Genomic DNA, 16074 nt, shown 5'->3' with positions numbered 1-16074 from the left:
AAACACCTTATAACAATCTATGAAAACTAAAATAGCCCTACTAATTCTATTTATTTCAGGCAATTTGTTTGCTCAGGAACAAAAAATGACGGATGCTGAAATTGCAGCTTTCAAGCAGGATGTAAATGTGGTTTCGAAAAAAATCAAAACCTTAAGTACTGATTTTGTACAATACAAACATTTGGATTTTTTATCGAAAGACATTGAAACTTCGGGTAAAATGATTTTTAAAGAACCTGGTCTTTTACAATGGCAATATAAAAAACCATACAATTATAGTATCGTTTTTAAAAACGGAAAAATCCTGATCAATGACGAAGGAAAGAAAAGCGCGGTTGATATTGGCAACAGCAAAATCTTTGGCCGTATCAATAAATTAATCGTTGGAAGCGTGAGCGGAAATATGTTCGACGATGCAGCATTTACGATTTCGTACTTTAAAATAAAGGGACAAAATTTGGCGAAATTTGTTCCGAAAGATGCAACGCTAAAAAAATACATCAAACAAATTGAACTCACTTTTGACAAAGATGAAGCAACGGTGGTTCAAGTAAAATTATTAGAATCATCTGAAGACTATACCCGAATTGTACTTAAAAACAAAGTGATCAATGCAAAAATCGACGATTCAATTTTCACTAATTAATTGCTTTCTGGCGATTGTTTTAATTTCTTGTGGCTCTGTCACAAAAAATTACACCCCTAAAAAATTAGACAAAACATCTTATGAGGTTCCCTATTTCTCAGATTCAAAAACAGATTATGTTTATAAAACCAATATCACAGTCTACGGAAATGAAATTAGCGGAATTTTTATTGCTAAAAAAATAAATGACACAGTACATAGAATCGTTTTTACAACTGAATTTGGTAATAAATTGCTGGATTTTGAGATCTCTGACAACAGTTTCAAAGTCAATTCGATTGTATCAGAATTAGATCGAAAGATCCTCGTCAATACTTTGAAAGAAGATTTTCGTTTACTGCTAAAAAAAGAATATCTGGTTCAGGAACAATTTGAGAATGACTCAGATGAAATCTATAAATCGAAAGACGGCAAACGTGATAACTATCTCTTTATCTCGAAAAAAGATCATAAATTAGAGAAAGTCGTTCATTCTTCTAAAACAAAAGAAAATTTTACACTGATATTTAGTTCAGAAAACAATATTTTTGCCGAGAAAATTCAGATTATTCATCAGAATATTAAGTTGAAAATTGAGCTGAATTATTTCAAATCAGAATAAAATTTTAATCGAATCATAAACTTAAAATCAAACCAAAATGAAAAAAATAACCGTAATTGTCTTTGTTTTATTTATCGGTATCATAACATCGACTGCACAGGTAACGGTTAGTCCGGGACTTCGTGGAGGTCTGAATTTATCAACTTTAACGAATATTGATGATAATCGATCTAAAGCAGATTTTTATATTGGTGGATTAGTGAACATTAAATTTAATAAATATTTTTCGTTACAGCCTGAGATAACGTATTCAAGACAAGGCGATGAAGGAAGAGAATTTTTTGGAAACGGCTATAGTGATCGTTATGTAAATTATGAATTAAACTACTTAACGCTAGGTGCTGTTGCAAAATTTAACATTGGTGGTAAAGGTTTTCACATTTTAGGAGGACCGTCTTTTGATTTAAAAATTTCTGACAATTATATCAACAGTAATCCTGAAAATTTTGACCTTGCCATTGTTGGTGGTGTTGGATATACATTGCCAAACGGATTAACGTTTGAAGCAAGATTAAAACAAGGTTTAATTGATATTTATGGTTACGACGGAGTTGATAATGATAATGGTTATCGCTACAACGATTTTATCCTGAATCAGGTTTTCCAGATAGGTATTAGTTACACTTTTAAAGTAAAATAAATCTTAACTATTTTAATTTAAACTAACCTTAAGACCATACAAACAAAGATGAACAAACAAATTGCAATTACTCTTCTGATAGTAATAGGGATTTTCAAATCAAATGCTCAAGTTACTTTTAGACCAGGAATTCATGCCGGATTAAATTTATCAAAATTAACAAAATCAGAACTTGACAGCAAAACAGATTTTTATATAGGTGCTTTTGGAGCCTTAAAACTTTCCGGATTTTATACGCTTCAACCTGAAATAACCTACTCAAGACAAGGAGCAAAAGGAACTGCGAGTATGGGAAGCACAAGCAATTACAATCCGCAGACTAATACTTACAGCACTACATATGATAGCGGAACTGTAAATGCCTCATTACAGTATATTTCGGCAATTACCATAAATAAATTTAATTTTAGTGAAAACTTTTATGTTTTAGCCGGACCTTTTTTTGATATTTTAGTTGCTGACGATATTAAAGCAAACCCTAAAGCAAAAGATTACAATTTTAATAAAGGTGATGATATTGATTTGGGAATGATTGCAGGATTAGGTTACAGTTTAAAAAATGGTATTGCATTTGAAGCAAGAGTAAAAAAAGGTTTTACGAATGCTTTTACCAATTATTATGCTGATTCTACAAATAATAATAATTTGGTTTTTCAATTTGGAGCCGCTTATACTTTCAAAGTAAAATAAAAAATTATGGTATTAAAAGACTTTTACAAAGTAATTTCTGAAGAAAAAACAGGAGATGCTAAATATAATATTCGTATATTAGTTAATGCCAATCATGAGGTTTTTAAAGGTCATTTTCCAGGAAACCCAATTATGCCGGGCGTTTGCATGATTCAAATTATCAAAGAACTTACAGAATCTATTACAAAAAGTACTTTGATGATTCAAACTCTTACAAACGTAAAATTCATGGCATTGATTAATCCGGAAACAAATCCCGAATTACGTCTGGAGCTTGACGTTACAACCACAGAAGATGATTTGGTAAAGGTGAAAAACACCACATATTTTAACGACACTGTTGCTCTGAAATTAAGCAACATGTATAAAAAACTATAACTATGAAATTACTATTATCATTACTTCTTTGGGTCAATTTTGCCGGAACTCCAGATTTGGCCACTATCAGAAAAATTTATCCTGATGTTGCAAAATCAGAAGCAAACGCTAAAGAATTTACAGAAAAACTTTCCGCAATTTCAAATAACGATGAGAAAATTTTAGTGGCTTATAAAGCGGCTTCTATTTTGGTAGATTCGAAATTTGAAAATCTTATAGGAAGTAAAATCTCTCGTTTCAAAGAAGGCGCAAAATTGCTTGAAGCTACTTTAAAAAGCGATCCGAACAATATCGAAATCAGAATGATTCGATTGAGTATTCAGGAAGATGTTCCCGGAATTACCGGCTATAAAAAGAACATAAAAGAAGATAAAAAATTCATCACCGATCATTACGCTGCACAAACCGGTGTTTTGAAAGAATACATAAAAGACTTTGTTTTGCAATCGAAAAGTTTCTCTGAAAAAGAGAAGCAATTTGTGAAGTAGGCAAAGAAAAAAATCCCAATGCAACCAAACCTGTCTCAGCAAGAATTACTTAATTCAACCAATTTTTGTGTTATTGTGCCAACTTACAATAATCACAAAACGTTGAAAAAAGTGCTGGATTCTATTTTAGATTTTACTTCTAATATAATCATCGTCAATGATGGTTCAACAGATACAACAAACGAAATTTTAAAGCAATATTCGGAGCTTACCCAAATTCATCATCCTAAAAATATAGGAAAAGGAAGGGCGCTCCGAAATGGTTTTAGAAAAGCAATCGAAATGAATTTCGAGTACGCCATCACAATTGATTCTGATGGACAGCATTTCGCTTCTGATATTCCCCATTTTATTTCCACTATTCAAGATGAGCCAAATTCCCTTTTAATTGGAAGCAGGAATATGACACAGGAAAATGTACCCCGGAAAAGTAGTTTTGGGAATACATTTTCAAATTTCTGGTTTAAGTTCGAAACCGGAATTAAACTGGATGATACCCAATCCGGATTTCGATTGTATCCTTTGCGATTGATTCCAAAACAATTTTATACCAATAAATTTGAGTTCGAAATTGAGGTAATTGTTCGTTCTGCCTGGAAAGGTATTGTAGTCAAAAACATTCCGATTCAGATTTTGTATGATCCTGCAGAACGTGTTTCACATTTTCGTCCGTTTAAGGATTTTACCCGAATCAGTATTCTAAACACTGTTTTGGTGATCAATGCATTATTGTACATCAAACCCCGAGATTTTTTTAGAAGAGCAAAAAAAAAAGGGTTTAAAAAATTCTTTCTTGAAGACATTTTAGAAAGTTCTGATTCTAATTTTAAAAAATCTGCGGCGATTGCTTTGGGCGTTTTTATTGGAATCTCTCCTTTTTGGGGATTTCAAACCGTTTTGCTTTTTACTTTTGCTGCTTTATTCAGGCTCAATAAAGTCATTGCTTATCTGGCCTCGAATGTGAGTTTTCCGCCTTTTATCCCTTTCGTTATCTACGGTTCTTTAAAAATGGGAAGCTTTTTTGTTTCCAATGACGCACCACTGGTTTTAGATAGTTCGGTCACATTGAATGATATTCAAAAAAATGCTACCCAATATATCGTCGGAAGTCTTATTTTAGCATCCGTTTTGGCGCTGACATTTGGTCTTATAAGTTATTTACTTTTAACCGCTTTTAGTGCTAAGAATAAAACGAATATTACGTAACGTTTTGCCACAGATTAAACCGATTAAAATAATTTTACAATCTATGTCAAGTTGCCACGAATTGCACAAATTTTCACGAATTAATTAGTGTAAATTCGTGAAATTCGCGGCGAAAAAAAACTACAGCAAAAAACAATAATAAATAATTATGCATCAATACTTCTACGCCATTCACTTATTTGTAAACCGACGAAAAACTTTATCGGTTGTATTGGCCATTTTGATGTTAGTCGCTTTCGGCTTTTTTGCTTCCCGAATTAAATTTGAAGAAGACATTACCAAACTTATTCCAACAAACGATAAATCTGATGTTACAGCAAAAGTTTTGAAACAACTTAACTTTGCTGATAAAACAACCGTTATTTTCAAACTCGAAAAAAACGGAACCGAAGAAGATCTAAAAGAAATGGCAACTATTTTCTCAGATAGCGTGGCCAAATCCTGCAAACCTTACGTAACAGGAATTCAGGGAAAAATTGACGAAGAAAACATTCAGGAAACTATCGATTTTGTTTACAATAATCTGCCTCTTTTTTTAGAGAACAAAGATTACACTGCTATTCAGAATAAACTCGAAAAAGATAGTATTGCCGCAACGGTTCAGGGAAATTACAAATCAATTATTTCTCCTTCAGGATTTGTAACCAAAGATTTTATATTGCAGGATCCGCTTGGGATTTCGTTTATCGCTCTGAAAAAATTACAACAACTAAATATTGGTGACGATTTTACGCTCAACAATGGTTTTGTAATGACGAAAGACAAAAAGAAATTGTTGCTTTTTATTACCTCAAATCTTCCTTCGAGCGAAACAGAAAAGAATACCATTTTTGCTAATAAACTAAAATCGATTCAGGATAATTTAAATCAAAAATTCAAAAGCAAAACGTCTATTAGTTATTTTGGTTCGGCTTTGATTGCCGTTGCAAATGCCAACCAAATCAAAAGCGATATTATCTTAACGACAACAATTGCGATGATTACGCTAATGTTGATTTTGATTTTATTCTATCGAAAAGTATGGATTCCTTTGATTATTTTTCTTCCAACTGTTTTTGGTGCTTTGTTCGCTGTAGCATTTTTATATCTTGTCAAAGAACAAATCTCAGCCATTTCATTAGGCATTGGTTCTATTTTATTAGGAATCACAATCGATTATTCGATACATATACTCACGCATTACAAACACAATAGTGACGTAAAAACCTTGTACAAAGACATTACGATGCCGGTTATTATGAGCAGCTCAACAACAGCTGTTGCCTTTTTATGTTTGCTATTTGTAAAATCAGACGCCTTAAATGATCTAGGGATTTTTGCTGCGGTAATTGTTATGGTAACGGGTATTTTCTCGCTTTTGATTGTGCCTCACTTGTATAAACCAAAAGAAAACAATTTTGATCACAAGAAAAATGCGATCGATAAATTGGCTCATTTCTCGTTTCACAACAATAAATATCTGATTGGCTTTTGTGTTATAATCACCATTATTTGCTGCTTCACTTATAACAATGTTGGCTTCAATAACGATTTATCACAATTGAATTTTGTTCCAAAAGAAATCAAAGCAGCTGAAAAAGATCTGGAAGAAAGCACCAGCTTAACTGAAAAAACCATTTATGTTGCTTCCTATGGAAAAAGTATGGAAGAAGTTTTGCAAAACAACTCTCAGCTTTTTGCCGATTTATCAAAAGAAAAACAAACAAACAAAATATTAAATTTTAGTTCAGTTGGCGGCATTATGCTTTCGCAAAAACAGCAACAACAAAAAATTGATAAATGGAATTCGTTTTGGGATGCTCATAAAAAACAAATTTTAAAATCTGAATTAATTGCCGAAGGTTCAAAACTAGGATTTAAACCTACAACGTATTCAATTTTTTATGATCATTTAGATTATGATTTCAAACCCATTTCGGCACAAGAATACCTAAAAGTTCAAGCCTTACAACTGAAAGAATTTGTAACCGAAAAAAATGGTTTCTTCACGATCTCAACTTTAGTAAGGGTAACGCCGGAACAAAGAGATGCTTTTGTAAAATCAGCTTCAGCTAAAAATAATGTGATTGCGATTGACCGTCAGCAAATGAATGAAACATTTTTTAGTACGCTGAAAACCGATTTTAACTCTCTTGTTAATTATTCATTTGTTGCCGTGATTCTGATTCTTTTTTTCTTTTTCAGAAGACTCGAACTGGTAATTGTAAGTTGTATCCCAATTGCTTTAACGGGAATTGTCACAGCTGGAATTATGGGAATCTTTGGTATTCAGATGAACATTTTCAGCATGATTGTTTGTACACTTATTTTTGGTCATGGTATCGATTTTAGTATTTTCATGACAAGCGCACTTCAAAAAGAATATACTACGGGAAAAAATGAAATTGCGATTTACAGGACTTCAATAATTCTTGCTGTAATAACGACCATTTTAGGAATTGGCGCGATGATTTTTGCACGTCACCCGGCTTTGAGATCGATATCGTCTGTTTCTTTGATTGGGGTTTTTGCAGCGTTGATTATTACATTCATCTTCTACCCTATCTTATTTAAACTATTTATTTCGAATCGTGCTAAAAAAGGAAATGCACCTTTTGTATTGCGAACATTTATTCATGGTATTATCTCGTTTACTTATTACGGACTTGGCGGAATTTTGATGTCACTTTTTAGTATTACGATTATGCCGATTCTTCCTGTAAAGGAAAAAACAAAAATGAAAGCATTTCGTTATTGCATTTCAAAATTTATGAAATCCGTATTGTATTCGAATCCGTTTATTCATAAAAAAATCATCAATAACTTTAATGAACATTTCGAAAAACCCGCTATCATTATTGCCAACCATTCCTCGTTTATCGATATTCTGGCGATGGGAATGTTGAGTCCTAAAATTATATTCCTGGTAAATGATTGGGTTTACAACTCTCCTATTTTTGGCGGGACGGTTAGAAAAGCAGGCTTTTATCCGGTTTCTGAAGGTATCGAAGGCGGAGTCGAACATTTGCGTCAAAAAGTAAAAGAAGGATACTCACTTATGATTTTTCCGGAAGGAACAAGATCAGAGAGCAATCAGATCAAGCGTTTTCATAAAGGTGCTTTCTATCTGGCTGAGGAATTTAATTTAGACATTGTTCCGGTTTTAATTCACGGCGCTTCAGAAGCGATTCCGAAAGGCGATTTTGTCATTCATCACAGCTATCTTACGCTTTCTGTTTTAGAAAGAATTGCTCCCGATAATCTTTCTTTTGGAAAAAATTATGTCGAAAGAACCAAAAAATTAAGTACCTATTTCAAAACTGAATTTCAGAAAGTACGTCAGCAATTAGAAGGTCCTGATTATTTCAAAAAAATGCTTATTCATAGTTATGATTACAAAGAAAATGAAATTATCAAAAGCGTCAAAAATGATTTAAAAAATAATATGGAGACGTATTACCATCTGAATAAGCATATTTCGACGAAAGCTAAAATAGTGCATTTATCAAATGATTACGGGCAATTAGATGTTTTATTAACGTTACAAGAACCTCAACGAAAAATAGTTTCTTATAATTCTGATGAAGAGAAACGTGAAGTTGCCAAAACGAATTATTTCCTTAAAAAGAGAAAGATCTCCTATCCGGATACTATTGAACTTACTTTAGAAAATCAATATGATGCTGTTTTAATTTCTGATGAAAATTATAAAGATGATCTTGAAAAAGTCGTTTCTATAACTTCCTGCTTTATCTTAATTAATAGTTCAAGCCTTAAAGAATCAATAATTAAGCTTGGTTTTGAATTTATTTCAGAGGATAATTCTATAATCGTATTAAAGAAAAATTAAGATGAAGGAACAATACGATGTAGTAATTACAGGCAGTGGTTTAGGCGGATTGGTCTCGGCAATTATCTTGGCTAAAGAAGGATATAGTGTTTGTGTACTTGAAAAAAACAATCAGTACGGTGGAAATTTGCAGACTTTTGTTCGGGACAAAACCATTTTTGACACTGGAATCCATTACATCGGAGGTTTAGGAGAAGGACAAAATTTATATCAGTATTTTAAATATTTGGGTATTATGGATCATCTTAATTTGAAAAAATTAGATGAAAATGGTTTTGATGTTATTTCCTTTGAAGATGATGAAAACGAATATCCACATGCACAGGGTTATGATAATTTTGCCAATCAATTAGTGAATTTTTTCCCAGATGAAAAGGCTAACATTGAGGAATACTGCAAAAAAATAAAGACGATTTGTGAGTCTTTCCCTCTTTATAATTTAGAATGGGATGGCAAATATGATAACGAAATTTTAAGTCTTAATGCCAAAGAAACGATTGACGAGTGTACGCAAAATGAAAAACTAAAAGCTGTTCTGGCCGGTTCTAATTTTTTGTATGCCGGCATTGCTGATAAATCTCCTTTTTATGTTCATGCGCTTTCGGTAAACTCTTATATTCAAAGCTCCTGGCGATGTGTCAATGGCGGAAGTCAGATTACCAAGCAATTACTGAAACAGCTAAAAAAACACGGTGGCGAGTTTTACAAATACAAAGAAGTGACCCGTTTTAATGTAGAAGATAAAAAAGTAACTTCGGTAGCGATGAAAGACGGAACTCAACTTTCCGGCACTTATTTTATCTCTAATATAGAACCAAAAACTACGCTAAAAATGGCTGGTGAAGAAAACTTCCGCAAATCATTTTACAGCAGGGTTCAAAGTCTCGAAGGTGTTATTTCTGCGTTTAGTTTATACATTGTTTTTAAACCGGAAACTTTCAAATACATCAATCACAATCACTATCATTTCAAGAAAAGTTCTGAAGTCTGGACTTCTCATGATTACGATGAAAATTCGTGGCCAAAAGCTTTTATGGCCTCAATGAATGCCTCAAAAAAGCAGGAAGAATGGGCAGAAGGAATGACTTTTATCACCTACATGAAATATGATGATGTTGCACCATGGATGGAAACTTTTAATACAACAGTAGAAAAAAATGATCGTGGAGAAAGCTATGAAGAGTTTAAATCCCGAAAAGCAGCTAAATTTTTAGATGAGATCGAGATAAAATTCCCAAATATAAAGGAATGTATTCAATCTGTTCATACCTCGACACCACTCTCCTATCGGGATTATATTGGTGGAGATAACGGAAATATGTACGGTTATGTAAAGGACTCAAACAATCCAATGAAAACTTTAATTCCCTCTAAGACCAAACTGGATAATTTATATCTTACCGGACAAAGTATTAATATGCACGGGGTTTTAGGTGTAACAATTGGAGCTGTTGTAACCTGCTCAGAAATTGTTGGAAAAGAATATTTAGTTACAAAAATTAATCAGGCATCTGAATGAATAAGGTATGAAAAACCTAATTAAATTATTATTTTTCTTTAGTTTTTTATTGATGTTAGCAGCTTGCGGAACATCAAAATCGATGCGTCATAAACCTGAAATTTCTCAATATAATACAGCGAAACCAATTGTAACAAAACAATCTGACAGCGTATTTGTTTCAGGAAAAAATTCACTTTTAAAAAACAAACAAGGTCTTTGGGAATTATACGTTGAAGGTGATCCTCTTGAAATTGGTCTTAATACTGGCGCTTTATCAGATTCTCTTTTAAAAAATCAGGAACATATCTTTTTTTCTAAAATAAAGGATATCGTTCCTTCGGAATTTCAACAGAACCTACTTCGTAATTTTCTAAAATGGTACAATCGAAAATTATACCTGAATGTACCTGAAGAGTATCAAACGGAGATTTTTGGAGTTTCGCAATACACTTCACATGATTTTGATAACATTGCACCGCAATATCAACGCAGTTTATACTTGCATGCCGCACACGATATTGGTCATGCCCTTCAAGATTTGGCTTTGGTGGGCTGTTCTTCTTTTGCTGCCTGGGGACAAAAATCTGAAAACGGAAATTTAATCCTGGGACGTAATTTTGACTTTTATGTGAATGACGCTTTCGCGGAAAACAAAATCGTTGCCTTTATTAATCCGAAAGAAGGTCACCAATTTATGATGGTTACCTGGCCCGGAATGATTGGTGCTGTTTCCGGTATGAACAAAGAAGGTTTGACGGTTACGATTAATGCTTCTAAATCTAAAATCCCATTAATTGCTAAAACACCCATTTCGATTTTGACCCGTGAAATTTTACAACACGCCAAAAATATTAATGAATCCATTGCGATTGCTAAAAAGAGGAAAGTCTTTGTTTCAGAATCTATTATGGTAGGAAGTGCATTTGATAACAAAGCTATTTTGATTGAAGTTTCACCTAATAAAATGGATATTTATGAAGTGCCAAACAGTGATCAGTTATTTTGTTCGAATCATTTTCAGGGAGAAGATTTAAAAAACGAAAAGCAAAATCAATCTCAAATTGCGAATAGTCATTCTCAATATCGCTTTGAAAGAATGCAGGAGCTTTTTGCAGAAAATCCTAAAATCAATCCTGAAATTGCCTCACAAATTCTAAGAAATAAAGACGGGCTAAAAAATACGGCGCTGGGTTACGGTAACGAAAAAGCACTGAACCAATTGATGGCGCATCACGGAGTTATTTTTAAACCAAAAGAAAAACTAGTTTGGGTATCTGCAAATCCTTATCAGTTAGGCGAATTTGTCTGCTATAATTTAGATTCTATTTTTAAAGAAAGAAAAGCGAAATCAATTGTTTCTTTCCAACAGAAAAATTTAAATATTGCCAAAGACCCTTTTCTGAAAACCATACAATATAAAAACTATCAGCAATTTAGAATTGAAGACGATAAAATAGATCTGTATCTAAAAAACAAAGAAGTTATTAGTCCTGAATTTATTCAACAATATCAATCCTTAAACCCTGATTATTGGGTTGTGTATTACAAAGCAGGGTTGTACTTTTATCAAAAAAAACAATACCAGCTTTCTCAGACTAATTTTGAAAAAGCTTTAACCAAAGAAATCACTACTGTACCTGATAAAGCAGGCATTGAAAAGTATTTAAAAAAAATCAAAAGAAAATTACAATGATTCCATTAATAGAAAAAGATTCTTTAGAACAAATTAAAAATTTTCAAGAGCAGAAATTAGCGGAACTTTTACAGTATATCAGTCAAAATTCACCTTTTTACAAACGTCTTTTTGCGGGACAAAACATTGACATTTCGAAGGTTAAAACACTCGAAGATTTACAGCATTTACCGGTAACCACAAAAGAGGATTTACAGGAATATAATGATGATTTTTTATGTGTTCCACAAAATAAAATCATCGACTACGCTTCTACTTCCGGAACTTTAGGTGATCCTGTAACGTTTGGCTTAACTGATTCTGACCTTGACCGATTGGCTTATAATGAAGCTATTTCGTTTGCTTGTGCCGGAATTGCAGAAGGCGATGTAGTGCAGTTGATGACAACAATTGATAGAAAATTTATGGCCGGTTTGGCTTATTTTCTTGGATTGCGAAAACTAAAAGTAGGTGTAATTCGCGTTGGAGCCGGAATTCCGGAATTGCAATGGGATTCTATTTTAAAATATAAACCTTCGTATTTAATTACCGTACCTTCATTTTTATTGAAGCTAATTGAATATGCGGAAGCTCATGGAATCGATTATAATAATTCAAGCATAAAAGGTGCAATTTGCATTGGAGAATCGTTAAGAAATCAAGATTTTTCGATGAATATTTTGTCGAACAAAATTACTGAAAAATGGAATATTAAGTTATTTTCGACTTATGCTTCTACAGAAATGAGCACTGCTTTTACAGAATGCGAGCATGGAGTTGGCGGACATCACCATCCGGAATTGATTATTGTAGAAGTGCTGGATGAAAATAATATTCCTGTAAAAGACGGTGAAATTGGCGAACTTACTTTTACCACTTTAGGTATTGAAGCCATGCCGCTATTGCGTTTTAAAACAGGTGATATTGTACAGTTACACAACAGTCCCTGCGCCTGCGGAAGAAATACTTTGCGTGTTGGTCCGGTAGTGGGACGTAAAAAACAAATGATCAAATACAAAGGCACAACACTTTATCCGCCAGCGATGAACGATGTTTTGAGTGGCTTTGACAATATCGAAAATCATATTATCGAAATCTCTACCAACGATCTGGGGACGGATGAAATTGTGATTAAAATTGCAGCAAAAAACCAATCTTCTGAATTTTTGCAAGAGATAAAAGATCATTTCAGAGCTAAACTTAGAGTAACTCCAAAGATTGAATTCGCCTCAAAAGAAACCTTGAATCCTTTGGTTTTTAACCCAATGAGTCGAAAACCAATCCGCTTTTTTGATTACAGAGTTTAGGAAAAAGGGACAAAGTTACAAAGGTTCAGAGGGACAAAGGTTTCTCTCTATATGGTAAAAGTCTTCTACGTGTCATTTCGACTGAAGAGAAATCACACTCGGGATTCGACAAAGATTAGCGACCTTGATTGCGGAGTTTCTAGTGTGATTTACTTCGTCTGTTCGCTATCGCTCGGGTCTCCCTTCGGTCGAAATGACAAAACACTGCAAAAGTTAAGAAAACCAACCCTTTTTATTAAATGAACTATCTAACTTATAGGATTTAAAAACCTTTGAACCTTTGTTACTCTGAACCTTTGAACCTCAATTTGGTACAAATTAAACTAAATGTTGTAATTTTGCACAAAATATTGAAGATGGTCAAGATTGGCAACATAGAATTACCCGAATTTCCTTTATTACTTGCTCCGATGGAAGATGTGAGCGATCCGCCGTTTCGCAGATTATGCAAAACGCATGGCGCAGACATGATGTACTCTGAATTTATTTCGTCTGAAGGATTGATTCGTGATGCTATCAAAAGCAGAATGAAGCTGGATATTTTTGATTACGAACGTCCGGTTGGCATTCAGATTTTTGGTGGAGATGAAGAAGCAATGGCACTTTCGTCTAAAATTGTTTCTACCGTAAAACCTGACTTAGTGGATATTAACTTTGGATGTCCGGTAAAAAAAGTAGTTTGTAAAGGTGCTGGAGCAGGAGTTTTGAAAGATGTAGATTTGATGATTCGTTTGACAAAAGCAGTTATCAGAAGTACTGATTTGCCTGTAACAGTAAAAACTCGTTTGGGTTGGGATGATAACTCGATCAACATTGATGAAGTTGCTGAAAGACTTCAGGACATTGGTGTTCAGGCTTTGACGATTCACGCCAGAACCCGCGCACAAATGTATAAAGGCCACGCCGATTGGTCGCATATTGCACGTGTAAAAAACAACCCGAGAATTACAATGCCTATTTTTGGAAATGGCGATATCGACAGTCCTGAAAAAGCATTAAAATATAAAAATGAATACGGAATCGACGGCATCATGATTGGTCGTGCCGCAATTGGTTATCCGTGGATTTTTGACGAAATAAAGCATTATTTTAAAACGGGTGAGCACTTACCTGCTCCAACAGTGGCTGATCGTGTAGAAGCCGCCAGAAACCATCTTATGTGGTCGATGGAATGGAAAGGGGAACGTTTAGGAATTGTTGAAATGCGTCGTCATTATACCAATTATTTCAAAGGAATTCACTCTTTTAAAGAATACAAACAAAAATTAGTAACGACTGATGAACCAGAAAATCTATTCAATATCATGAAAGAAATTGAACAGGTTTATGCAGGATATGAGTTTGTTTAAAATATCATAATCTTTGTCAAATTTTTAAAACTTTGACAAAGATGCTTATACAAGAAAGACCTTCAAATTTGAAGGTCTTTTTCTATTTTATTAATCATCATAATGAAATCTACATTATAAGATTACACATTTTTGATCTATGCCCTTAGTTCCTGAAACTTTATATACTAAGCGATGTTCTCCATTAATTTTTTTTTTTTATTACAGTATCGGTATCATTTTATTAGACTTCAATTCGTTTCCATTTTCCTCTTTTATAAAAGAAAATACTCGCTAGTGTTATGGCAGTTTCTGCAACCGGAATTGCAATGAAAACTCCTGTTGGTCCCATATTAAAATGCTTCGCCAATACATAGGCTAGCGGAATTTGGAACAGCCAAAACCCAAAGAAATTAATTCCGGTTGGTGTCCAGGTATCTCCTGCCCCATTAAATGTATTGATCAAAACCATTCCTATTCCGTAAAAGATAAAACCGATACTCATGATTTGTAACGCTTCGACTGCGATTGTTTTTACCAATTCATCATTGGTAAAAAACGAAATAATATACTGGCCAAAACATAATGTAATCACCATGATCGTTGCCATAAAAATGACATTGTATTTGGCTGTTGTGTAAACTGATTTTTCGGCACGATCGATTTGTTTGGCTCCCAGATTTTGCCCTACTAATGTTGCAGCGGCATTACTTAATCCCCAAGCCGGAAGAATAAAAAACATCATAATTCTAAGTGCTGTCTGATATCCTGCAGAACCGTGATCTCCACCTGTTGTGGCTACTAATTGCGCCAGAAAAATCCAACTGCAAGAAGCAATTACAAACTGCAAAACTCCCGGAGCTGCTATTTTTATTAATGCTTTTATCTGATCAAAATCGGGAATGAAATAGGAAAGTTTAATTTTTAAAGCGCCATTTCCAAAAAACAAATGATACACTTGATACAATACTCCAATGCTTCTTCCTAATGTAGTTGCGATCGCTGCACCTGTTAATCCAAAAGCAGGAATTGGTCCAAATCCGTTGATTAATATTGGACATAAAATAATATTACAAATATTCGCCAGCCATAGACTTTTCATGGCAATGGCTGCATTTCCGGCTCCACGAAATATTCCGTTGATCAAAAATAAAAGCATGATACACAAGCTTGACCCAATCATAATTTGTGTAAACATATATCCATGTTCTGCGGCAGCTTCAGACGCACCCATGAGAATCAGGATTTCTTTGGCATAAATAACACCCAAAATGCTGATTACGCTAATAATCAAAAATGCAACTATAATAGCCTGCATTCCTGCCTTTGCAGCAGCAACAGGATCTTTTTCGCCAATGCGTCGTGCTACAACTGCAGTTGCAGCCATACTCATACCAATGGCGACTGAATAAATAATAGTAAGCACAGACTCTGTTAAGCCTACAGTTTGAATGGCAAAACTGCTATGTTCTAAATGTCCTACGAAGTATAAATCGACTAAAGCAAAAACAGATTCCATCATCATTTCTAAAACCATGGGAATGGCTAATAGAATAACTGCTTTTTTGATGCTTCCTATAGTATAATCAAAAGATTCATCTCCTTTGATGGCTTGTTTTAAAGTGGTAAAAATTTTAGAAAATAAACTTTTCTTTATTGTAGTTTCTGTCATGATATATTAGGATAAATGATAAGATTAGTCCAGATGCAATGATCTGAACTGAAGAAAAATAAACGTAAGTATCCTAATTATTCGAAAAATAAAATAGGATTAGGCAGAAACAATCA

13 protein-coding genes are annotated in these 16074 nt (G+C 33.7%); 12 read left to right on the top strand and 1 reads right to left on the bottom strand.

What is annotated here, in order from left to right; all coding sequences use genetic code 11:
* The first annotated feature begins 19 nt into the window (after positions 1-19).
* From lolA2 to dusB, 12 genes are all read left to right on the top strand, one after another.
* Complete coding sequence (lolA2, locus tag QLQ94_RS05420; protein WP_271335091.1) at positions 20-646, top strand: flexirubin biosynthesis/transport protein LolA2; 627 nt, start codon at positions 20-22, stop codon at positions 644-646.
* Entirely contained in the window at positions 612-1247 is a 636-nt protein-coding gene (gene lolB2, locus QLQ94_RS05415; protein WP_482499297.1) for a flexirubin biosynthesis protein LolB2, read from the top strand. Before lolA2 ends, lolB2 begins: the two co-directional genes overlap by 35 nt.
* A 37-nt stretch (positions 1248-1284) precedes the next feature.
* The gene (locus QLQ94_RS05410; protein WP_271335089.1) at positions 1285-1887 is read left to right on the top strand and encodes a porin family protein; all 603 of its coding nucleotides are present in this window, start codon (positions 1285-1287) and stop codon (positions 1885-1887) included.
* A gap of 48 nt (positions 1888-1935) precedes the next feature.
* Complete coding sequence (locus QLQ94_RS05405) at positions 1936-2577, top strand: outer membrane beta-barrel protein (RefSeq protein WP_271335088.1); 642 nt, start codon at positions 1936-1938, stop codon at positions 2575-2577.
* A gap of 6 nt (positions 2578-2583) precedes the next feature.
* A complete protein-coding gene (locus QLQ94_RS05400; RefSeq protein WP_271335087.1) occupies positions 2584-2955 on the top strand; it encodes an ApeI family dehydratase in 372 nt (123 codons plus the stop codon).
* 2 nt (positions 2956-2957) lie between these two features.
* Positions 2958-3443 carry a hypothetical protein gene (locus tag QLQ94_RS05395; RefSeq protein ID WP_271335086.1) on the top strand — a complete coding sequence of 162 codons (486 nt, stop codon included), beginning with the start codon at positions 2958-2960 and terminating at the stop codon, positions 3441-3443.
* Positions 3444-3461: 18 nt separating this feature from the next.
* The gene (locus QLQ94_RS05390; RefSeq protein WP_271335085.1) at positions 3462-4649 is read left to right on the top strand and encodes a DUF2062 domain-containing protein; all 1188 of its coding nucleotides are present in this window, start codon (positions 3462-3464) and stop codon (positions 4647-4649) included.
* Positions 4650-4797: 148 nt separating this feature from the next.
* Positions 4798-8478, top strand: coding sequence for a 1-acyl-sn-glycerol-3-phosphate acyltransferase (locus QLQ94_RS05385; RefSeq protein ID WP_482499296.1), 3681 nt, complete (start codon positions 4798-4800; stop codon positions 8476-8478).
* 1 nt (position 8479) lies between these two features.
* The gene (locus QLQ94_RS05380; RefSeq protein WP_482499295.1) at positions 8480-9997 is read left to right on the top strand and encodes a phytoene desaturase family protein; all 1518 of its coding nucleotides are present in this window, start codon (positions 8480-8482) and stop codon (positions 9995-9997) included.
* Positions 9998-10004: 7 nt separating this feature from the next.
* A complete protein-coding gene (locus QLQ94_RS05375) occupies positions 10005-11672 on the top strand; it encodes a C45 family autoproteolytic acyltransferase/hydrolase (protein ID WP_482499294.1) in 1668 nt (555 codons plus the stop codon).
* Positions 11669-12958, top strand: a complete 1290-nt coding sequence (gene flxY / locus QLQ94_RS05370; RefSeq protein ID WP_271335081.1) for a flexirubin biosynthesis putative acyl-CoA ligase FlxY — start codon at positions 11669-11671, stop codon at positions 12956-12958. The genes QLQ94_RS05375 and flxY overlap by 4 nt, the downstream gene beginning before the upstream one ends.
* 356 nt (positions 12959-13314) lie before the next feature.
* Positions 13315-14307 carry a tRNA dihydrouridine synthase DusB gene (gene dusB / locus QLQ94_RS05365; RefSeq protein ID WP_271335080.1) on the top strand — a complete coding sequence of 331 codons (993 nt, stop codon included), beginning with the start codon at positions 13315-13317 and terminating at the stop codon, positions 14305-14307.
* Positions 14308-14530: 223 nt separating this feature from the next.
* Here dusB and QLQ94_RS05360 read toward each other — a convergent pair whose 3' ends face one another.
* Entirely contained in the window at positions 14531-15958 is a 1428-nt protein-coding gene (locus QLQ94_RS05360; RefSeq protein WP_271335079.1) for an MATE family efflux transporter, read from the bottom strand.
* Positions 15959-16074 lie beyond the last annotated feature (116 nt).

The organism is Flavobacterium sp. B114r (assembly GCF_056824125.1).
Note: the sequence above shows the minus strand (reverse complement) of the source record. Positions and strands in the feature narration are given on the sequence as shown.